At 59.8% G+C, this 20,301-nt stretch carries 20 protein-coding genes and 1 tRNA gene; 8 read left to right on the top strand and 13 right to left on the bottom strand.

Annotated elements, in window-relative coordinates:
- Positions 1-11 precede the first annotated feature (11 nt).
- Together MWU54_RS02465 and MWU54_RS02470 are read left to right on the top strand one after the other, a co-directional pair.
- Positions 12-1,115, top strand: a complete 1,104-nt coding sequence (locus MWU54_RS02465; RefSeq protein ID WP_247080532.1) for an alpha-hydroxy acid oxidase — start codon at positions 12-14, stop codon at positions 1,113-1,115.
- Between the two features lie 48 nt (positions 1,116-1,163).
- Positions 1,164-1,739 carry a peroxidase-related enzyme gene (locus MWU54_RS02470; protein ID WP_247080533.1) on the top strand — a complete coding sequence of 192 codons (576 nt, stop codon included), beginning with the start codon at positions 1,164-1,166 and terminating at the stop codon, positions 1,737-1,739.
- Here the strand turns inward: MWU54_RS02470 and MWU54_RS02475 are convergent.
- Complete coding sequence (locus MWU54_RS02475; protein ID WP_247080534.1) at positions 1,727-2,791, bottom strand: succinylglutamate desuccinylase/aspartoacylase family protein; 1,065 nt, start codon at positions 2,789-2,791, stop codon at positions 1,727-1,729. The two genes, MWU54_RS02470 and MWU54_RS02475, sit on opposite strands and share 13 nt — an antisense overlap.
- A gap of 158 nt (positions 2,792-2,949) precedes the next feature.
- Here MWU54_RS02475 and MWU54_RS02480 point away from each other — a divergent pair, with 158 nt between their 5' ends.
- The 4 genes from MWU54_RS02480 to MWU54_RS02495 are packed head-to-tail and all read left to right on the top strand — an operon-like array spanning position 2,950 to position 6,352.
- Complete coding sequence (locus MWU54_RS02480; protein ID WP_247080536.1) at positions 2,950-3,696, top strand: amino acid ABC transporter ATP-binding protein; 747 nt, start codon at positions 2,950-2,952, stop codon at positions 3,694-3,696.
- A complete protein-coding gene (locus MWU54_RS02485; protein WP_247080538.1) occupies positions 3,697-4,542 on the top strand; it encodes an amino acid ABC transporter permease in 846 nt (281 codons plus the stop codon).
- A 46-nt stretch (positions 4,543-4,588) separates the two neighbouring features.
- Positions 4,589-5,422 (top strand): transporter substrate-binding domain-containing protein, encoded by an 834-nt coding sequence (locus MWU54_RS02490; protein ID WP_247080540.1) that lies wholly within the window; start codon positions 4,589-4,591, stop codon positions 5,420-5,422.
- A 54-nt stretch (positions 5,423-5,476) separates the two neighbouring features.
- Complete coding sequence (locus MWU54_RS02495) at positions 5,477-6,352, top strand: amino acid ABC transporter permease (RefSeq protein ID WP_247080541.1); 876 nt, start codon at positions 5,477-5,479, stop codon at positions 6,350-6,352.
- Here the strand turns inward: MWU54_RS02495 and MWU54_RS02500 are convergent.
- Complete coding sequence (locus MWU54_RS02500) at positions 6,349-7,464, bottom strand: hypothetical protein (RefSeq protein ID WP_247080542.1); 1,116 nt, start codon at positions 7,462-7,464, stop codon at positions 6,349-6,351. The two genes, MWU54_RS02495 and MWU54_RS02500, sit on opposite strands and share 4 nt — an antisense overlap.
- 90 nt (positions 7,465-7,554) lie before the next feature.
- Between MWU54_RS02500 and MWU54_RS02505 the strand changes: the two genes are divergently transcribed.
- Together MWU54_RS02505 and MWU54_RS02510 are read left to right on the top strand one after the other, a co-directional pair.
- Entirely contained in the window at positions 7,555-8,469 is a 915-nt protein-coding gene (locus tag MWU54_RS02505) for a LysR substrate-binding domain-containing protein (RefSeq protein ID WP_247080543.1), read from the top strand.
- A 122-nt stretch (positions 8,470-8,591) separates the two neighbouring features.
- The gene (locus MWU54_RS02510; RefSeq protein WP_247080544.1) at positions 8,592-9,629 is read left to right on the top strand and encodes an aromatic ring-hydroxylating dioxygenase subunit alpha; all 1,038 of its coding nucleotides are present in this window, start codon (positions 8,592-8,594) and stop codon (positions 9,627-9,629) included.
- A gap of 6 nt (positions 9,630-9,635) precedes the next feature.
- Here MWU54_RS02510 and MWU54_RS02515 read toward each other — a convergent pair whose 3' ends face one another.
- The 11 genes from MWU54_RS02515 to MWU54_RS02565 all read right to left on the bottom strand — a co-directional run bounded on the left by MWU54_RS02515 (position 9,636) and on the right by MWU54_RS02565 (position 20,247).
- Positions 9,636-9,956 (bottom strand): non-heme iron oxygenase ferredoxin subunit, encoded by a 321-nt coding sequence (locus tag MWU54_RS02515; protein ID WP_247080545.1) that lies wholly within the window; start codon positions 9,954-9,956, stop codon positions 9,636-9,638.
- Positions 9,953-10,918, bottom strand: a complete 966-nt coding sequence (locus MWU54_RS02520; protein WP_247080546.1) for a fatty acid desaturase family protein — start codon at positions 10,916-10,918, stop codon at positions 9,953-9,955. The genes MWU54_RS02515 and MWU54_RS02520 overlap by 4 nt, the downstream gene beginning before the upstream one ends.
- Positions 10,919-11,143: 225 nt before the next feature.
- Positions 11,144-11,233, bottom strand: a tRNA-Ser gene (locus MWU54_RS02525).
- Positions 11,234-11,301: 68 nt separating this feature from the next.
- Positions 11,302-11,676: a hypothetical protein gene (locus MWU54_RS02530; RefSeq protein WP_247080547.1), complete on the bottom strand. Its 375-nt coding sequence runs from the start codon at positions 11,674-11,676 to the stop codon at positions 11,302-11,304.
- Positions 11,676-12,413, bottom strand: a complete 738-nt coding sequence (locus tag MWU54_RS02535) for an alanyl-tRNA editing protein (protein WP_247080548.1) — start codon at positions 12,411-12,413, stop codon at positions 11,676-11,678. Before MWU54_RS02535 ends, MWU54_RS02530 begins: the two co-directional genes overlap by 1 nt.
- Positions 12,410-14,779, bottom strand: coding sequence for a DUF3772 domain-containing protein (locus tag MWU54_RS02540; RefSeq protein ID WP_247080550.1), 2,370 nt, complete (start codon positions 14,777-14,779; stop codon positions 12,410-12,412). Before MWU54_RS02540 ends, MWU54_RS02535 begins: the two co-directional genes overlap by 4 nt.
- Complete coding sequence (locus MWU54_RS02545; protein ID WP_247081027.1) at positions 14,776-15,810, bottom strand: cysteine synthase A; 1,035 nt, start codon at positions 15,808-15,810, stop codon at positions 14,776-14,778. The genes MWU54_RS02540 and MWU54_RS02545 overlap by 4 nt, the downstream gene beginning before the upstream one ends.
- A gap of 53 nt (positions 15,811-15,863) precedes the next feature.
- Entirely contained in the window at positions 15,864-17,000 is a 1,137-nt protein-coding gene (locus MWU54_RS02550; protein WP_247080552.1) for an NUDIX domain-containing protein, read from the bottom strand.
- Positions 17,001-17,006: 6 nt separating this feature from the next.
- On the bottom strand, positions 17,007-17,447 hold the full coding sequence (locus MWU54_RS02555) for a TrgA family protein (RefSeq protein WP_247080554.1): 441 nt from the start codon (positions 17,445-17,447) through the stop codon (positions 17,007-17,009).
- A 1-nt stretch (position 17,448) separates the two neighbouring features.
- Positions 17,449-18,657: a cyclopropane-fatty-acyl-phospholipid synthase family protein gene (locus MWU54_RS02560; RefSeq protein WP_247080556.1), complete on the bottom strand. Its 1,209-nt coding sequence runs from the start codon at positions 18,655-18,657 to the stop codon at positions 17,449-17,451.
- A 174-nt stretch (positions 18,658-18,831) separates the two neighbouring features.
- Positions 18,832-20,247: a deoxyribodipyrimidine photo-lyase gene (locus MWU54_RS02565; RefSeq protein ID WP_247080558.1), complete on the bottom strand. Its 1,416-nt coding sequence runs from the start codon at positions 20,245-20,247 to the stop codon at positions 18,832-18,834.
- Positions 20,248-20,301 lie beyond the last annotated feature (54 nt).

Genomic DNA, 20,301 nt, shown 5'->3' on the forward strand with positions numbered 1-20,301 from the left:
GCGCCTGATCCATGTCCGCCGCCCAGATCCATTCCGCAGAGGACGCCCGTCGTCTTGCACAGCGGCGGCTGCCCTGGATGGTGTTCGATTACATAGATGGCGCCGCCGGCCGCGAAACCGGGGCTGCGCGCAATCGGGCGGCCCTTGATGCGCTGACCCTGCGGCCCCGCATCTTGCGCGATGTCAGCAATCGGTCGTTGGCGACAACCCTGTTTGGCGCACCAGTGGATCGGCCCTTTGGCATTGCCCCGATGGGCATGTGCAACCTGTCCTGCCCGGGCGCGGACCTGATGCTGGCGCGGCTGGCGGCAGAGTTCAAAATCCCCCACGGGGTGTCGACCGTGGCCTCTACCCCGTTGGAAACGATCATCGAGGTTGCGCAGGGCCATGCGTGGTTCCAGATCTATTTCAGCGGCGATGGCACCGGCACATTCAAACTGGTCGAACGCGCGCGACAGGCCGGGTATGACACGCTGGTGATGACGGTGGACGTGCCCGAGGTTGGCCGCCGTCCCCGGGAATTGCGACATGGGTTCAAAATGCCGTTCAGGATCGGGCCCCGGCAGTTCGTGGACTTTGCCCTGCATCCGCGATGGTCGCTTAACACGCTGTTCAAAGGCAAACCCCAGATGGCAAATTTCGAGATGCCGGGATACGCGTTTGACCGCACCGAAAGCCGCGCCAAGGCGGATTGGGACACCCTTGCCCGGATGCGCGACATGTGGCCGGGAAAGCTGGTGGTCAAAGGTGTTCTGGACGCCGAAGATGCGGTCGAGCTGAAAGCGCGAGGGGTCGATGCCATTCAGGTGTCAAGCCACGGGGCACGACAATTGGAAAGCGCACCCGCACCGATTGACGCCTTGCAGGACATCCGCGCCGCCGTTGGTGACGCCTATCCGTTGTTTTTCGACAGCGGATTGCGGTCCGGTGAAGACGCGTTGAAAACGCTGCTGAACGGGGCCGATTTCTGCTTTTTCGGACGCATCCTGCAATTTGCCATGGCCGCAGGTGGCGAAGCAGGCCTGCGGCAAATGTGGTCGGTGCTCGGCGACGAACTGAGCATCGCGATGGCGCAGACCGGGATGCGGTCATTTTCTGATGTTGACCCGTCCTGAACTGACCTAAGGTTCGGCCAACAGACACCGCACCCGAGGAGCCTTCGTATGACAGCCTGGATCGACATGATCGCGGATGAGGATGCCTCTCCGCGCTTGAAAGAGCTTCTGGATCAGGCTCGCACCCCACACGGCACCGTGGATACGGTAATGCGGGTTCATTCGCTGCGCCCGGAAACCATGCACGGGCATGTCGCGCTGTATCGGTCCGTTTTGCATTCAGAAGACAACAAACTGCCGTTCTGGTTTCTGGAAGTGGTCGCCAGCTACACGTCGATCCTGAACGACTGTACCTATTCGCTGACTCATCACTTCATGAATGTCCGCAACCTGTTGAAAGATCAGCCGCGGTCGGACCGGATCTTTATCGCGCTCAAGGCACACCGGCCCGAGGATGAGTTTGACGGCAAGGACCTGGCATTGCTGCGATACGTGGCAAAACTCACCGTGGATGTGGGCAAGATGGTCAAGTCGGATTTCGAGGCGCTGAAGATCGCCGGGTGTGATGACGGCGAGATATTAGAGGTCAATCAGGTTTGCGCATATTTCAATTATTCCAATCGGTTATTGAACGGTCTTGGTGCAACAACTGAAGGGGACGTGGTGGGCTATTACAAGGCCTGATCCACGTCTTGCACCACCAGCAACAGCATCTCGCCCCGCGTGACGAAGCCGCGATTGGTGTGCGCCAGGATGATTCCGTCCTGTGGGACATACAGCTTTTGCGACGGTCGTTCCGGTTCTGTCACGTGATGAAACCAGCCCGCGCTGTCGCCTGCAGACACGGTCTGCCCCTTCGACAAGGCGCGATCAAACACGCCCTCGGATGTGGCATATAGCGACGCGGCCGGGCTTTTGATCTCAACCACCCGCGGGGTCGGCGACAGTGAGACCTCCCCGTCGATCATGCCCAGATGTTTCAGGATGTTGTACAGACCGATTTCGGTCTGATCGGTGATCTGCGGATCAACGCCGCCCCCGCCCCCCAGTTCCGTGGCAATCATCGGCACCCCGGCGCGTTCGGCAGCGGAATTGACCGATCGGTTGTCGTTATGTTTCCCCAGCCGCCAGATCAGCGGCAGCCCGAACACCTTGGCCAGGGCCATGTTTCGCGCCGCCAAATCGGGATCGGTGGTATCTGTCGGCAAGGTGCAGGGCTGAAAGACCGACGCCTTGCCCCCGGAATGCAGGTCAACCGCAGCGTCGCACATTGGCAGGATGGCGGTTTCAAGGAACTGCGCAATCATCGCGGTCGGCCCGCCATTGGCATCCCCCGGAAACGCCCGGTTGAGGTTCATCCCGTCCAGCGGCGACACCCGCGCGGATACACGCAAAGCCGGCATATTAAGCGCTGGAATCGCGATCACCCGCCCCCGCAGCGCAGACGGGTCAATCGCCTGCACCAGCCGCATGATGGCGGACGGGCCTTCGAATTCATCGCCATGCGTGCCGCCCGTCAGCAACAGCGTGGGCCCGTCCCCGCCCTTGATCGAGATGATGGGAATGGGATGGTACCCCAATGGATTGGTGTTGTCCGACCACGGCACTCGTGCGTCGCCCACATGTTTGCCGGGCAGGTCCAGATCGAATGTCACGGTAATACGGCTGTTGGCACTCATCTCGACGCTCCGGTCGTTGGGGGATCGGGCCACAACACCGCAGACTGCGCGGAACATCAACTCTGCGATGCCCGTGAAAGTGGCACGACATGCAGCAGATCGTCAAACAAGGCCCAAAGCGCCGTCGAAAAACAAATATTTTCCTTGCGTTCACAAGGACTACATTGGTTTGTTAGGCGTAACCTCGGGGAAAGATCAACGCATGGCAGTATTGCATGTCGGGTGATGCGGCAATCATTACCTTTGACCATGTCGACAAGTTCTACGGCGATTTTCACGCGTTGAAGGACATCTCGATCAGCGTCCGCGAAGGCGAACGTATGGTGGTCTGTGGCCCGTCGGGATCGGGCAAGTCGACATTGATCCGCTGTATCAACGGGCTGGAGTTTCACAATTCGGGTGTTCTGACGGTCGACGGTGTCGAAGTGTACGAGGATTCCAAGGAGATTTATCGCTTGCGTCAGGAAGTCGGGATGGTCTTTCAGCAGTTCAATCTGTTCCCGCATCTGACGGTGCTGGAAAACCTGACCATTGGCCCCATCAAGGTGCGCAAGGTGTCCCCATCAGAGGCCGAAGCCACCGCGCGCAAGTATCTTGAGCGTGTGCGCATTCCCGAACAGGCCGACAAATACCCGGCCGCGCTGTCAGGCGGGCAGCAGCAGCGCGTGGCGATTGCCCGGTCGCTGTGCATGGAAAGCCGCATCATGCTGTTTGATGAGCCGACATCCGCGCTGGATCCCGAGATGATCAACGAAGTGCTTGATGTGATGGTCGAGCTTGCGGACACCGGCATGACGATGGTGGTTGTGACCCATGAAATGGGCTTTGCGCGCAAGGTTGCGGACACGATGGTGTTCATGGATGGCGGCGAAATTGTTGAAACTGCCCCGCCTGAGAGGTTCTTTACCAATCCGGCCAGCGCGCGGTGCCGCGCGTTCCTTGACCAGATCCTGGACCATTAGATGACCGCGTCGGACACCAGTTTTGTTCCCAAGGGGCGCCCGCTTCCCCAGCGCCAGCCTTTGGCGCGCGTGATCGACTCGCTTGTTTTTTCGATTGTGCTTTATTCGGTGATCGTCGGGGGGATTGTCTTTCTCGCCTACAGCGGTGCGCAGGCGATGGGGTACAACTGGCAATGGTATCGCATCCCGCAATACTTCTACACGGTCACCGATGACGGCTTTCAGTGGGGTGAGATCAGCACGGGCCTTGTCAAAACGCTGACTCTGTCGGCCACGGCCTTTGCGCTGGCTGTCCTTCTTGGTCTGCTCACCGCGTTGTTGCGGCTGTCGGGGCTGGTGGTGTGCACGGCGGTGGCCGTCGGGTTTCTGGAACTGGTGCGCAACATCCCCCTGCTGGTGTTGCTTTATGTCTTTTATTACGTGCTTGGCCCGATCTTTGGCTTTGACCGCTACTGGGCCAGTATCCTGTGCCTTGCGGTGTTTCACGCCGTTCTGATTTCCGAGATTTTCCGCGCCGGGATCAATGCGGTGCCAAAAGGCCAATGGGAAGCGGCGACCTCGATCGGCATGTCCAAGGCGCAGGCCTATCGCTACATCATCCTGCCGCAATCGGTGCGCTTCATGTTGCCCCCGATGACGGGCGAAGCGGTGCACATGGTGAAATCCTCTGCGATTGTCAGCGTGATCGCCGTGGCCGAGCTGACCACGATTGGCCGCAACATCATTTCGGACACGTATATGAGCTTTGAAATTTGGTTCACGATTGCAGCAGTCTACATGGTTGTGACGCTGATCCTTTCGATCGGTGTGTCGTTTGTCGAAAGACGGTACGCTGTTGACACATAACCCGCGCAACACATGTCGCGCATTCTTCAGAACAGGGAGTTCGAAAATGAACATCACAAGACGATTTATGGGCGCCGCTCTGGGCCTTGCGCTGGCCACCACCGCCGGCCTTCCCGCCTTCGCACAAAGCACCGCGCAGCAGGTTGCCAGCGAAAGCGTCATTGAAACGATCAAGGAACGGGGCGTCATCAAGATTGGCCTGTCGCTGTTCAAACCGTGGTCCATGCGCGACCTGAACGGTGAACTGATTGGCTTTGAACTGGATGTGGGCCGTCAGCTGGCCGAAGACATGGGCGTTGAGGTCGAGTTTGTGCCAACCTCGTGGGACGGGATCATCCCGGCGCTGGTTTCGGGCAATTTCGACACCATCATCAGCGGCATGACGATCACGCCTCAGCGCAATCTGACGGTCAACTTCACCGTTCCTTACGCGTATTCCGGCATGACCATTCTGGCCAATACGGCGATGACCGAAGGCTTCACGCTTGAGGATTACAACAGCCCCGACGTGACCTTCGCCGCCCGCCGTGGCGCAACCCCGGCGGCGGTGATTGCGGATATGTTCCCCGAAGCCGAATTGCTGCTGTTTGACGAAGATGGTGCGGCAACGCAGGAGGTGCTGAACGGCAATGCCCACGCCACCATGTCGTCCGAACCCACCCCGTCAACCGAAGCACGCCTGAACCCCGACGTGCTGAGCGTGCCGTTCAATCAGGCCTTCCAGGCCGGCGGTGAAGGCTTTGCCATCCGCAAGGGCGATCCCGATGCTCTGGCCTTCTTCAACAGCTGGATCACCGCCAAGACCAACACTGGCTGGCTGAAAGAACGTCACGACTACTGGTTCCGTGGCAACGAATGGGCGTCTGAAGTCGCTGAATAACAAAGCCCGGCTCCCCGGATGATCCGGGGAGCCGCCTTTCCGTCCGGATATCCCATGTTGAACAAACTCAAAAAACTTCACTGGCTCGACTGGCTTGTGCTGGCCGTTGTGCTTGGGTTTTTTGCGTATATCTGGTGGAAGATCGAAGGCACGCTGAATTACAATTGGCGCTGGCATCTGATCCCGAATTATATTTTCCGCTATCACACCGGCCGCGAAGAATGGTTCGCCAATGTGTTGATGCAGGGCCTGATCACCACCATCCGGATTTCCATCTACGCCAGTATTCTTGCGGTGATCCTGGGCACGATCCTTGGCATCGCGCGCTGCGCCAAGAACCTGACGGTGCGGATGCTGGCACGCACCTATCTTGAGTTTTTGCGGAATATCCCGCCCGTCGTCGTCATCTTTATCTTTTTCTTCTTTCTGTCCCAGCAGCTAATCACAGCGCTGAACATCGAAAGCTGGGCGCGCGAAATTGCGCGATCCGACAACAAGGCGGTCTGGGAATTCTTCTTTGGCGACATGCGGCGGTTCCCGTCGCTGATTTCCGGCGTGATTGTCCTGGCCCTGTTTGAAAGCGCCTTTGTCGGTGAAATCGTGCGCGCGGGGATTCAGTCGGTCGACAAGGGGCAACGCGAAGGCGCGCGGTCCATCGGGATGAACCGCTACCAGGAAATGCGCTACATCGTTCTGCCACAGGCGATGACCAAGGTCCTGCCCCCGATGGCGAACCAGTTCATCACGCTGATCAAGGACAGCGCGATCATCTCTCTGATCTCGGTACAGGAACTGACCTTCAAAACCGTCGAACTGGTGGCCTCAACACGCCTGATCTTTGAGGCGTGGATCACCACAGCGGCGTTCTACTTTGTCATATGTTTCGGGTTGTCGATGCTGTTCCGCAGGCTGGAAAACCGCAACCGTTAGGACACGGCCTCAAGCCCATGACCCGGCATGGGCAGACCCCAATCCTTTAGCCCCACATGGGCGTCCGGATGGGCAAAGATGCGGGCCACGTCTGGATACCGGTCCAGAACCGCCTGCCCGCCCCTGATGCGCGACGGGTGAAACACGCCGTTTTCCCAGACAGGGACGTCATCCAACCAGATCGTCGGATCCAGAACATTCCACGAAATTTCACCCGGCGCATAGGACCCGCAGGTGTGGAAATGCAGGATGCGCGGGTTGCCAAAGGCCGCCCCGCTCCAACGTTCGTAGTTTTCGCTGGCCTGTTTCAGGTATCCGCAACCGGGATGGATGCCCGCGTGCCAGGAATGCACGCAATCGCGGTCGATCCCGAAGGCCTGCGCGATCCGGTCATAATGGGCGTTCGCCAGCGCCACATCGCGATCCGAGCCTGTGAACCCCAGCAGGCGCCCCTGACGCATATGCGCCATCACGCGCCCGTCAAATTCAACGGTGTAGTCGTCGTAATATCTCGATCCGGTGCCGGTCAAAAACCCGCAAAGCGCCACCTGTCCGGTAAAGCTTTGTGCGGGCACCGGTTTGAACACCGACATCGGGAAACGCAGGACGGTCGTGTCCCCTGCCCCGATCCGTGGCATATCCGGCTGTCCTTCGAAATCCGTACCATGCGGGCAGGTCACGCGCACCATGCGCGAGGATTTCAGCGCCTTGGTCACAAGGTTCTTGAGGTCAACCATAGCCGCGTGCGGCGTCGTACCAAAGCACGACTCCAGCATCCCGTCGTCCAAGGCAAAGCTGACAACGATGCGGGTATCGGACGGCATGTCGCAAAACCGAAGCTGGTCGCCCAAGCGCGCCAGAAACACAACGATGTCCACCTTCTCCATCTGCGCGCGCAACCCGTCCGGCAGATCGGTGACATAGGGATCAAACCCGACATTGATCGTTTTGACCTTCAGGCCCAGATCCCGCGCCGCGCGCGACACCGCATTCAAGACCGACGCATCATAGTAGCCGTACTTGGCGGGTTCATACGCGATGAGGATACGCTCTCCCGGCTGCGCCTTTGCGCAGTTGAGTAGCATGTTGCCCGCTCCGGTCAGTTTGGTCATGGTCGGCCTTTCAAGTCATCTGAAACGTAAAAACAAACCGCCCGCGCAGGCCAATTGAATCCCGGCATAAAAGACATTAGTCATGCTAATATGATCTTGAATTTGCCTTTCGCCGCTCTACGCGCATTCGAGGCCGTGTCACGGCATGGCAGTTTTTCCGAGGCCGCCAATGAACTGGGCGTCGGGCAAAGCGCTGTCAGCCAACACGTGAAGTCACTGGAGGAATGGCTTGGTCAGGATCTGATCACCCGCGGGTCCCGCCGATCTTTCCCTACGCGGGACGGCGCGCGACTGGCGCTCAGCATCTCGGAAGGTCTCGGGCAAATCTCGGAAATCTGCGAAGACATCCGGGACAAGCACCGCGACGACAAGACCATCGTGATCAGTTGCCACCCCGGTTTCGCGTTTATCTGGTTGTTTCCAAGGCTTCTGAGCTTTGATCAGGCCCACCCGGAATTCGCCATTTCGATCACCACGGACACCGGTTTGCGCGGTTTTGCGCGGTCCGAAGCCGATATTGGCATCCGCTACGGCACCGGCGACTTTCCGGGCTACGAGGTGCTTCCGCTCATGCGCGAAGACCTGTCTCCGGTCTGCGCCCCCGGTCTGGTCACAGGCCCGAAACCCCTTCTCAGCCTCAAGGATCTTGCCTACCACACCCAGATCCGCGACGAATTTGCGCCCACCACCACCGAACTGCCGACGTGGGAATACTGGGCGCGCGAAAGCGGCCAGACGCTTCCCAAACCGGCCCGGACGCGAAGTTTTGGACAAACGAACATGGTGGTGCAGGCCGCCATTCAAGGGGATGGTGTGGCGTTGGGCCGCAGCCCATTGGTGATGGACGCCTTGCGGGATGGACGCCTGATCAAACCCTTTGCAGAAACGGTGCCATCCCCGTTGAAATATTGGCTGGTCTACCCGGAAGATCAAAGAAAAAGCCGGAAAATCGCGCTTTTCGTGAAGTGGATCACAGCAGAAGCAGCAACTCAGAAACTGCGGTGACCCGCCGCAAACCCTGTCCGAAAATTAGTTCTGTTAATCCAAGAAATCAGTTGTTGGCTCTGGCGTCATTTTTCGTTCCGAGTCAGTCTGACGTCACCCATCCCTGATCCAAGAGGCCGCACATGTTCATCAAAAACGCCTGGTATGTCGCGGGATGGTCAAAAGATTACGGACGATCCCTGACGCCCGAGACCTATCTTGGTGAGGCCGTGGTCATCTACCGCACCGAAGCGGGCGACCCGGTTGCGCTTGAGGACGCCTGCCCGCATCGCAAACTTCCCCTGTCGGATGGCAATCTCAAGGGTGACACGGTGGAATGCGGCTATCACGGGCTGACTTTTGATTGCTCTGGTGCCTGTGTCGATGCCCCTACGCAGCGCGGGCAAATCCCGCGTCGCGCCGTGGTCAAATCCTACCCGGTGGTCGATCGGTACCGGTTGCTGTGGATCTGGATGGGCGATCCGGACAAAGCGGACCCTGACCTCATTTTCCCGATCGAGAACTTCGACAGTGACGACTGGGGCTACACCGACGGCGGCGTGCTCGACATTGACTGCAACTACCTATGGGTATGCGACAACCTGCTGGACCCCAGCCATGTCGCCTGGGTGCATGTGACCTCGTTCGCCGGTGCCGGCACGGATGATGGCCCGCTGGATGTGCGCAAAACCGACAACGGCGTGATCGTGTCGCGGTGGATCTACGGGCAACCGCCTTCGCCCTACTATGCCAATCTCGTGAAATTCGACGGGATCTGCGACCGCCTTCAGCATTACGAAATGGTGCTGCCGGGGATTGGACTGAACAAATCCATCTACACCCCACCGGGCACCGGCGGACCGGACAGCACACCGGTGGAAAACACCCTGATCAACATCTCGTACAACTTCATGACGCCGATCACCGAAGACAAAACCCGCTATTTCTGGTTCCAGCACCGCAACACCGATCCGCATGACAAGACCGTGTCCGAGAAGATGAACGCAGGGGCGCGCATGGCCTTTGAGGAAGACCGCGCGGTACTGGAAAAGGTCCATACCGGCATGAAAAACCCGGCAACGCCCTATATCGATCTGGGGCTCGATGCAGGGGCGAAACTGTTCCGCCAGATGGTGTCCCGGACAATTGCCGCGGAACAGGCCGACCCCGCAGACGCCTGACGCCAGTCAGATCAGGATCTGCACGATCCCGTTCTCAACCCGCGTCTGAAACATCCGCAACGGCACCCGCGACGGGGCCGCCTTGGCCGCCCCTGTGCGCGCATCAAACAGCCCCTGATGCAACGGGCATTCAATATATGTGCCGTCAAAATGTCCGTCACACAGGCTCGCCGCGCCATGGGTGCAGCGCGCAAGACTGACAAACACCCCATCCCGCGCGTCATAAACCGCCAGATCCCGCGTGCCGAGCGTGACAGGTGTCACGTCTCCGGGTTCCAGATCCGCAACCGCCACCACATCCTGCCAGGTCTTGTCGCGCTGCGTCACGGCTTGGACGTGGGCGCATCGCTGCGCGGCTTGTGCCCGATCAACTGTTTGATGATGTCGACATGCGCGCCCAGATAGCCTCGCTTCTCCACATAGACATACCCACGCAGCTTTTCATGCAGCTTGGGCAAGGCGTGAAACGGCACCGAGGCCGCATAATGGTGTTCGGCGTGGTAGTTCATGTTCCAGCACAGGAACTGCATCGGCGCCCAGACCAGCGACGTCCGGGTGTTTTCCTTCATGTCGTCCACGTTGGGGCGCCCCACATGTTCGGTGAGCCGGATCGCCCGCATCACGGGCTCCCCCAGAAACAGCGGGATCATCCAGTACCACAGCACCCAGGACCAGCCAAACACCAGCGCGGCGGTGAAAACCACGCTGTAGAACGCAACCATCAGACGCGCTTCGCGAAAGATGATCGGGGCTTCGTGTTTGGTCAGAAAAGTCCGGTCTTCGTCGTTCAACCGACCGGCCGCATTGCGCGCGATCTGCGAGAACTTGTTGCGCCAATAAGGCACCGACGAAATGTACCACAGGTATTTCCAGACCGAGATGGGCAGCTCGATCAACTCGGGGTCCTGCCCCTTGAGTTGTGTATAGGTGTGGTGGTTGCAATGCTCATAGCGGAACTGCTGAAACGGCAGGATGATCGCATAGCCGCAAAGATTGCCAAACACATCATTCAGCTTGCGCGTCTTGAACGCCGTGTAGTGCACACATTCATGTTCGAGCGCGAAAAGATGCACGATCACAATGCCTTGTAAGAACATGGCTGGCCAAACCCACACCGTCCCCAACGCCAGCGTGATCAGCGTCGAGGTCAGCCCAAGCACCGCAACAAACCCAACAACCCGCACCAACGCAGGCGCATCGGATCGCGACATCAACGCCTTCAACTCCCGCCGCGTCAACGCGCCCTCCTGCATCGCCTGCGTGATCGGTGTGCGAACATCGGTTGTCATGTAATGCTCCTGCTACGACCCTGCGAAGACTATGCGCCACAAGCGCCCGGTGCAATCAGCACCCAGTGCCTTACGGGGCATAGCGCAGCTCATTTATCATCACGCCGTACGTAGTGCTGCGTCGAGCCAACACCAGCATCAGCCCACACCGGCACCGCAAATCGGCCCCCGACACACCAACGCGCTCGTCTGCGAAGAGCGTTATATTCGGAAAATGGAGGAATATGGCGGACAGGAAGGGATTCGAACCCTCGAGACGGTCTCCCGCCTACGCACTTTCCAGGCGCGCGCCTTCGACCACTCGGCCACCTGTCCGAGGCCGTGTTTATGAGAAAGCCTAAGGGGGATGCAAGAGCGATTGTTGAGGAATTTTGGATTTCGGCCTAGGCTCTTGCGCCCTTGGCCGCTGTCGCAAGAAAAAGCACTGCGATCACGCATTCGATGGCGGCGGCGACAAGGATCGTGTCTTTGGCCTGACCGCTGAGCCAGGCATGCCCCCCGGTCACGGCCACACCCAGAAACGCCAGGCCGCAGATTGCGCAGAGGCTGGTCAGAAACTGTCCGTCCGGCAGCGATCTGGCCAGGCACAAAAGCACGCCCAGACCCAGCACCGCCGGGGCAAACCGACGGGCGGCAAAGTCCATTCCCGGATCGTAGGCCACCACATACAGTGAAAGATACGTCTGCGGCGCGATCAGAAGCACCGCCCCGATGGCGATGACGAAGAGGCCTGTCAGCAAGAGCAACACGCGCCGCATCAGCTGTCCAGCGCGATGTTGACCCGGCGGTTTTGCTTGCCCTTGTTCTCTATCTTTCCAAAGACCACCCGGCCGATTTCTCCGGTCCGGGCAACATGGGTGCCACCGCAGGGCTGCAGATCAATCCGGTCCGCACCTTCGCCGATCTGGACAAGGCGAATACGCCCACCGCCGCGCGGTGGCTGTACGGACATGGTCTTGACCAGGGAAGGATTTGCGTCGAGCTCGGCTTCGGTGATCCAGGTGTCGCTGACGATCAGGTCCTGATCGATCAGGCGGTTCAGTTCGGCTTCCAGCGCGTCGCGGTCCTCGGGTGGTTCCGGCATCATGAAATCCAGACGTCCGCGCCCTGCCCCGATGGACCCGCCGGTCACGGGCAAAGGGATGACCACAGACAACAGGTGCAGCGCCGTGTGGATGCGCATGTGTTTGTGACGGCGTTCCCAATCCAGCCGCTGCACGACATGCGCGCCGACCGGGGGCAATGCAGCAGGCTCTGCCGGGACGAGGACAGACGCGGTGCCGTCGCCTTTGACGGTGGTGGCCACTGCGAGGGTCTGGCCGTCCCAATCGATCCAGCCGCTGTCGCCAGGTTGGCCGCCGCCAGTTGGATAAAACACCGATTGATCCAGGATCATTCCCCCTTCTGCGGTGTGTGCCACCACTTGCGCGGCCAGGTCACGGGCATACGGGTCTGTGCGATACGCGGGTTCCGGGGCGGGATTGCTGTCCGTCATTGCGGAGCCTCCTTCACGTCTGACACGGGTTCGGGCTGTTCGCCGGTCTCTTGTGCGCCGGTCAACGCCTCGGGGTTGCGCAGCCAGATGTCGCGCTGCGCAAACGGGATTTCGATGCCTTCCTTCATGAAGGTCTCGGCGATCTGGTGGTTGACCTCGGTGCGGACCACAAGAGTCTTGGTCACATCGCGCAGGATCATGCGCACGTCGAAATCCAGTGAATCCGCGCCGAAGCCTTTGAAATGCACGAACGGTGCGGGGTTCATCAGCACCATCTCGTGATTGCGCGCGATCTTGTAGAGGATGTCCTCGACCTTGCGGGTGTCGGTGCCGTAGGCCACGCCCACATCCACGATCAACCGGCCCAGCACATTGCCGCGCGTGTAGTTGGTGACCGAGTTGGACACCAGGTCCGCATTGGGAACGATCACATCCGTCCGGTCAAAGGTCTCGATCCGGGTCGAGCGCACAGAGATATCGCGCACTGTCCCGTGCTGCCCGTTGACCTCGATCCAGTCGCCTTCGGAAATCGGCCGTTCGATCAGCAGGATGATCCCGGACACAAAGTTCTGCACGATGTTCTGCAGGCCGAACCCGATACCCACCGACAGCGCACCTGCGACGAAGGCCAGCGCTGTGAGGTCAATGCCTGCTGCCGTGATCGCGATGACCGCCGACAGGAAAATCCCCAGATACCCGGTGCCAGACACGATAGCCGTGCGCCCACCCTGATCAATCCGGGTTTTTGGCAGAACCGATCCGCGCAACCCGCTTTGCAGCAACCGCGTCAGCAGATACCCCATCGCGAAAACCGCGATGAAGGTCAGGAAATCGGTCGGCGAAATGCGTGTGTCGCCAAAGGTAAACCCGGCCTGGAACCGTGCCCAAAGCTCGGTCAGGTCGGCCACGCGCGCGCCCCAGATAAGCGCCAAAAGCGGCAGCGCGACGATGGACAGGACAAGACCGGACAGAACCGGCAGCAGGCTTTGCGATTGGTCCAGTTCCCGACCGGTGATGAGGTGGAACAGGTCACCGATCAGGCGCTGCAGGATGAGCAGCAACGCGAACAACCCGAACGACGCAATGGTCGGAAAGATCATCGCCTGCGCGACGTTCAGATACCCGACGGCCGACAGGACCGGCCCCAGTAGGCCAAGCACAATCGCCGCCTGCCCCACCAATCGGGCCAGACGGGCCGGAAAGGTCACATGTGCGGACGTGTCCTCTGTGTCGGGCGAGTCATTGGGCTCCGGGCCGGCTTTGCGCAGGATGCGCCCGAAACGGAACAGCAAAAGTCCGCACACCAGATGCAGAGGAAAGCTCCAGACCGCCTGTGTTTCCGGTGACACCTGCACCGTTTGGATCAGGTACCCCAGAAATACGCTTATGGCCAAAAAGACGGCAAGGATGGTCCCGTAATACCGCCCCGTTCTGCGTTCCTGCTGCGGCAGGGGGATGGTCCGGACATTGTCATCGCTGGAGAATGTTTCGTTCGCCAACCACCGGGTCAGCAGGAACGTCAGAATGACAATCGGCAGGATATAGGACATCTCGGCCCCGACCGGCCCCAGCAATCCGCTGACGTCGCCTGCCTGCACCACCAGCGTGACACCGATCACCGGCAAGGCCAAGCGCGCCAGTGACAGCAAGGTGTTCCAGACACCGGTGCCGCGCCGCGTTCGTCTGCGCAGCCATTCGCCCAAGCGGTCAATCCACCGCGGCGCGCGGAACACCAGCAGGATGGCGATGGCCAGCGTCAAAAGAATGGCCGGAAGATCGTCGATAAACTCGGTCCGGCGGTTTTCGTTGTTCCAATTGGTCGATATCTCGGACGATATTGTCCGGATCGGCGCGACAAGCTCGTCGAATGATCCGGGCCACAAGCGCGGATCAAGCGGTTCGGGGCCACGTTCCAGAAGCGCATCGGTCTGGCGCGCGCGAATGATCTCGTCGATCTCCTTGATCAGACCGTCCGCGCGGTTATACGCCTCTTCGGCGCGCTTGATCGGTGCCTCAAGCTCGGCGATTTGTGCCTGCAATTCATCGCGCCGCTGCGCCAGTTCGGCTGGCTCTTCGCCAGTATCCGGGATCGGACCCAGCGCATCCAGTTGCGATTGCAACGTCGCCAGACGTGGATCGGCGGCGCTTTGCTGCTGCAACAGGCGGTCCCGGAACGATGCAATCGAACTGCGCAAGTCTTCCAGTGCCGTGGACGAAATGGAATTCGAATCCACCGCGGTTTCCGCGCGTTGGGCGACCTGTTCCCAGATATCAAAGTTGATGTCGTCGGACTGCGCCCAGACCGCAGAGGCCGCCATCAGCAGGACAAGCAGCGCGGCCCTGAAGGCTGATACGATCCGCGTCATGCGTCCTCGAATACGGTCGGAATTTCGGCAGGCTGCGCGTCAAGCCAAGCGGGCACGGGCAAGCCCTTTTCCTTCAGGAAGGCCGGGTTGAACAGTTTCGACTGGTAGCGCGTGCCGTAATCACACAGGATCGTCACGATCGTATGGCCCGGACCAAGGTCTTTTGCCATCCGGATCGCCCCCGCCAGGTTGATCCCCGATGATCCCCCAAGGCATAGACCTTCTTCGGCCAGCAGATCGAACACAATCGGCAACGCCTCTTCGTCCGGAACCTGATAGGTGAAATCCGGTGTGAACCCTTCAAGGTTCGCCGTGATCCGGCCCTGCCCGATACCTTCAGTGATGGACCCGCCGGTCGATGCAAATTCGCCGGTGGTGTAGAAGGAATAGAGCGCCGCACCCATTGGATCGGCGAGCCCGATCTTGACGCCTTTGGGCTGAAGAACCTCGGCAACACCCGCCAGAGTGCCACCAGAGCCGACAGCGCAGATAAAGCCATCCACCTTGCCCTCGGTCTGTTCCCAGATCTCGGGCGCGGTTGTTTCCACATGTGCCCGGCGATTGGCAACGTTGTCGAACTGGTTGGCCCAGATGGCCCCGTTCGGCGCGGTTTTGGCAATCTCCGCCGCCAGACGCCCGGAATAGCGCACGTAGTTGTTGGGGTTGCGATACGGGGCTGCGGGCACTTCGACCAGCTCTGCCCCGGCAAGCCGCAACATGTCTTTCTTTTCCTGGCTCTGGGTTTCCGGGATCACGATGATCGTCTTGAACCCCATCGACGCGCCCACAAGCGCAAGTCCAATGCCGGTATTGCCCGCCGTGCCTTCGACAATGGTGCCACCGGGTTTGAGTTTACCCGTCTCCAACGCGTCCTTGATGATATAAAGCGCCGCGCGGTCTTTGACGGACTGGCCCGGGTTCATGAACTCGGCCTTGCCCAAAATCGTGCAGCCGGTCAGCTCACTCGCCTTGCGCAATTTGATCAAAGGAGTGTTGCCGACAGCTTCGGCCAGTTCGCCTGCAAAACGCATGTTTTCCTCGTCCGGTTTGGTGATCATCGGTGTAGGCGTGCCACGCCCGAAACTCAAGCAGCCGCCCGCAACCGCGCCCGGTGCGCCGACAGCCAGTACAGCATCATCACCAACGGACCCGCGTTGATTTCGCCCGTCTGGATCAGGTCCAAAGCGCGCTCAAAATCAAGCACATGGCTCCGGATATCCTCGTGTTCGGACACCAGCCCATTGACCGAGCTTTCAAACCCGGACAAATCGGTAACCGCAAGGAAGCAATGAAAAAACTCGGTGGAATAGCCCGGCGACGCATAAACCCGCGTCATCAATTCAAGCGGTCCAAGATCCAGACCCGCCTCCTCGACCGCTTCGCGGCGCGCGGTATCCTCGGGGTTTTCGCCCGCGTCGACCAGACCCGCGATAGGTTCAAACATCCACGGGTTCGGGTCCTCGCGCCACAACGGGCCGTAGCGCAATTGTTCGATCAACAAAACTTGATCCGACTTTGGATCATAGGGCAGCACAAGGGACGCATCGAAGGCCAGAAACGCCTCGCGTGACACCTCCGGGCTGCGCGCGCCGTCAAACCGGGTATGGTCCAACCGGAACTCCGCCAGTTCAAAGAAACCCCGAAATCCCGGCAGCCGTTCGCGAACGGCAATGTCATCCGGCGCAGGCGACCGCCGCAGCGCCGCAGCGCCGGGTGTCTCGCGAGCCATCACGCGGGCCCAATGCCGCGCCATCAGGAACGGGCGCAATTGCGATGCGGCCTCCGCATCATAGCGGTCGCGCCGCGCCATCACATCGCGCGCCGTGCCCACCGCCATTTCGCCCCAGATCTGCACCCAGTCCTCAAGCACCCACGCCGCCCCGCGCGGCTGGTCCGACGACATCGGATAGAAACACACGGCCTGCCGTGGCGCTCCTTCTGCGATCACGGTGATATCGGACAAATTGTAGGAAAACGCGCCTTCATAATAGGATAACCGCGCTTCTTCATCTTCTGTGACATCTGAAAACACCACACCTTCGGCGCTCTTGCCGGGCCAGTGTTCGATCATCGGATAGGCTTCATCCTTGACCCAGGACACCAGATGATCCGGCAGGCGCGCTGCTTCAAGCCGGGATGCCAGCGCTTTCTCCTCAACCCCCAAGACCGCGGCCAGCAATGGCGCATGGCACAGCGTTCCATAGAAAAACAACGCTCCCACTGGATTCTATCTCCAGCGTCGCGCGGCAAATTCGGTGAAATACCCCGTCGCCAAGGCCCCGATCACAAAGGTGACCAGCATCATCGGGTTCAGCAGAACCTGTCCATATTCCAGACCGATCTCGAAAATCGCGGCAAACGCCTCGACCGGTCCGTCGTAGCGCCGTTTGAGCGACAGTTGGAACATCTCGTAACAGGCATGCAGGAACAGCGCCCATAAAATCAGGGCGGCCACCCCGGTCAGCCCGTTTGCGATGGCATCCTTGGTCCCGCGCCCAGCCCGTTTGCCAACCACGATCCACCCCACGACGCCGCCCAAGCCGGCATTGAACAGCGAAAAATTTCCCCAGGCCTGAATCTCGGGCAGCAGGGTCTTTACCAGTTCTGATGAGAAATATGCCAAGGCCGCCAAACACAACGCTGCGATCGTTTTGGCGGCGGTGGGCATGTCAGGTTGGTCTCGTAATGGTTATCTGCGTCACATCGCAGTTTCCGCTATGGAATGTCGACGCGCAAGAGGTCAGGTAAAAATTCCACATCCGCCGGAACCGGTCATCAAAGCCAAGGCTGGCCACCTGATCCCATTTTTCGTTGAACGTCTCGTGCCAGCGGCGCAGGGTCTGGCTGTAGCTTTCGCCGAACTCAATCGACTGCGCGACCTTCAGCCCGGCGCTTTCGACTTCCTGCCGCAGCACGGTCGGGCTGGGCAACATACCGCCGGGGAAGATGTATTTCTGAATGAAATCAACGCCCCGATTGTAAATCTCCCAGCGGGAATCTTCGACCGTGATGATCTGAAGCGTCGCGTTTTTGCCGGGCTTGAGGCATTTCTTTACCGAGTTGAAATAGGTCGGCCAGTATTTCTGCCCCACCGCTTCGAACATTTCGATGGATGCAATGCCGTCATATTGCCCGGTCTCGTCGCGGTAATCCTGCAGCTTGAAGGTCACACGATCCGACAATCCGGCTTTTTCGATCCGGTCAACCGCGTATTTGTACTGTTCCTCGCTGATGGTCAGCCCGGTCACGTGCAGGCCCCGTTCCTTGGCCGCATATTCCGCAAACCCGCCCCAGCCACAGCCGATCTCAAGCACATGATCGCCCGGCTGTGCGCCCATCTGGTCCACCATGCTGGCATATTTCGCGGTCTGCGCCTTTTCGGTGCTTTCCTGCCCGGTTTCGAAAATGGCCGAGGAATAGGTCATCGTATCGTCCAGCCACAACGCGTAGAACTCGTTGCCCAGATCATAGTGATAGCTGATGTTCTTCTTGGCCTGCCGCTTGGAATTTGATTGCAGCCAGAACCGCAATTGCTCGTACCAGCGCACAAGGTTCATGCCGGGAAACCCGTCATAGACCTCGTTATTGTCGCCATGCACAAAGTCCATGAACGCCTGAAGGTCCGGTGTGCTCCACCACCCGTCCAGATAGGCATCGCTGAACCCCAGATCACCATCCCGGATCAACCGCGCGAACAGGTCGGTGTTGTGCACATGCACTTCCGCCACGGGGCCCGGCTCTGTGCCCTCTGCCCGAAACTGGCGGCCGTCCGGCAAAACAAAATCGATGCGGCCTTTCCGAAGCTTGTCCGCCATGGCAAACATCTGCGCAAAATAACGCGGCAAATCTGATTGGCCTTCGGTCGAAGTCAGGATCATGCAGGGCTTCCACTGTCTAATTTGTGTGACACCTAACAAGACCACGATCGGTCAGGCAAGGTTTAACGCAAATTAGCCCCCGTTGGACAATGGCAAGACCTGATCACGGATAAGTGGCGGATTTTATTCACCTTGCGCTGCCCGACGCAACGTCAGGCAGCCCTGCAAAGCCCATCAAAAATCCCGGTTCTGATAGGCGTCCAAGGCCCGCTTGCGCCCCTCTTCGGGCGATACAATCGGGTCCGGGTACGCGTCATCCGCCGACATCGACCAGCTGCGCGGGATGGCGTCAAAATAATACACCGCGTCCTTGTGCGGTGTGCTGTATTCTTCGGCGATCCAGCGGCGGACATAGTCCCGGTCCTTGTCGAACTTGTCGAGCTGCGTGACCGGGTTGAACACCCGGAAATAGGGCGTCGCATCCGGCCCCGATCCCGCCGACCATTGCCAGCCCATCGCATTTGATGCGGGGTCCCAATCGATCAGACAGTCGTCAAACCAGCTTTGCCCGATTTTCCAGTGACACATCAGATGCTTGCACAGGTAGCTGGCCACGATCATCCGCCCCCGGTTGTGCATCCGCCCTGTGACATACATCTCGCGCATCGCAGCATCGACAAAGCGGATGCCGGTGCGCCCCTGCTTCCACGCCTTCACCTCGGCTTTGCGTTCGTCTTCGTTCCACGGAAACGCCGCCCATTCCTCGCGCCAATTGTCGTCCAGAATGCGCGGCGTGTGCCACATCAGGTGATAGGCAAATTCGCGCCAGACCAGCTCTTTCAGGAATGTCTCGGCCCCGGCCTTGCCCTCTTCTTTCGCGCGCTGGCCCGCGTGCCAGCACTGCGCCGGACTGATTTCCCCAAGTGCGAGGTTCTCGGACAGGCCAGACGTGCCATCCACCGCAGGCAGGTCGCGCGTTGTGTCATAATCGGCAATCTTGGAGGCAACAAACGCACCAAGTCGCGATTGCGCGGCCGCCTCCCCCAACCGCACGAAGGGACGCACGATCTCGGCCCCACGATTCATCGCGGCGCCCATCTCCCACGCATCCAGCGCTTCACTGTCCGGCCAGGTGTCGGGCGCAGGCAGGCGCGACGGCGCCGATAGCGGCGCCTCTACACCCCGGTCCCGCACCGATTTCCAGAACGGCGTATAGACCTTGTAAAACCCGCCGGTCTTGGTCTCGGTCGTCCAGGGTTCAAACATCAGATGCCCGGTAAAGCTTTCGGCGACGACATCCGCGTCCTTCAACGCCGCCTTCACATCCGTGTCGCGGGCAACCGAAGCCGGGTCATAGGCGCGTTGCCAGTACACCGCCGTCGCGCCGGTTTCTTTCACCAGCGCCGGGATCACATCACGCGCATCGCCGGACCGCAGGATCAGCCGACTGCCCTTGTCTTCCAGCGCCTTGGCATAGTGCTCCAACCCCAGACCAAACCGCCATTTCGGCGCGGCCCCCAGATCATCCACCGTGTCATCGCGCACGAAGACCGGAATCACGGGCCCGCCGCGTTTGACCGCCGCATCCAATGCCGCGTGATCGCTCAGCCGCAGATCGCGGCGTATCCAGACCAGAGTTGTCTCTGTCATCGTTCTGTCCCCATCGTCTTTGCACGCCACCTAAGCGCGGCCCTCGAAAGGTCA

Origin of the sequence: Marivita sp. S6314 (assembly GCF_023015985.1) — a bacterium.
GTDB lineage: Bacteria > Pseudomonadota > Alphaproteobacteria > Rhodobacterales > Rhodobacteraceae > Marivita.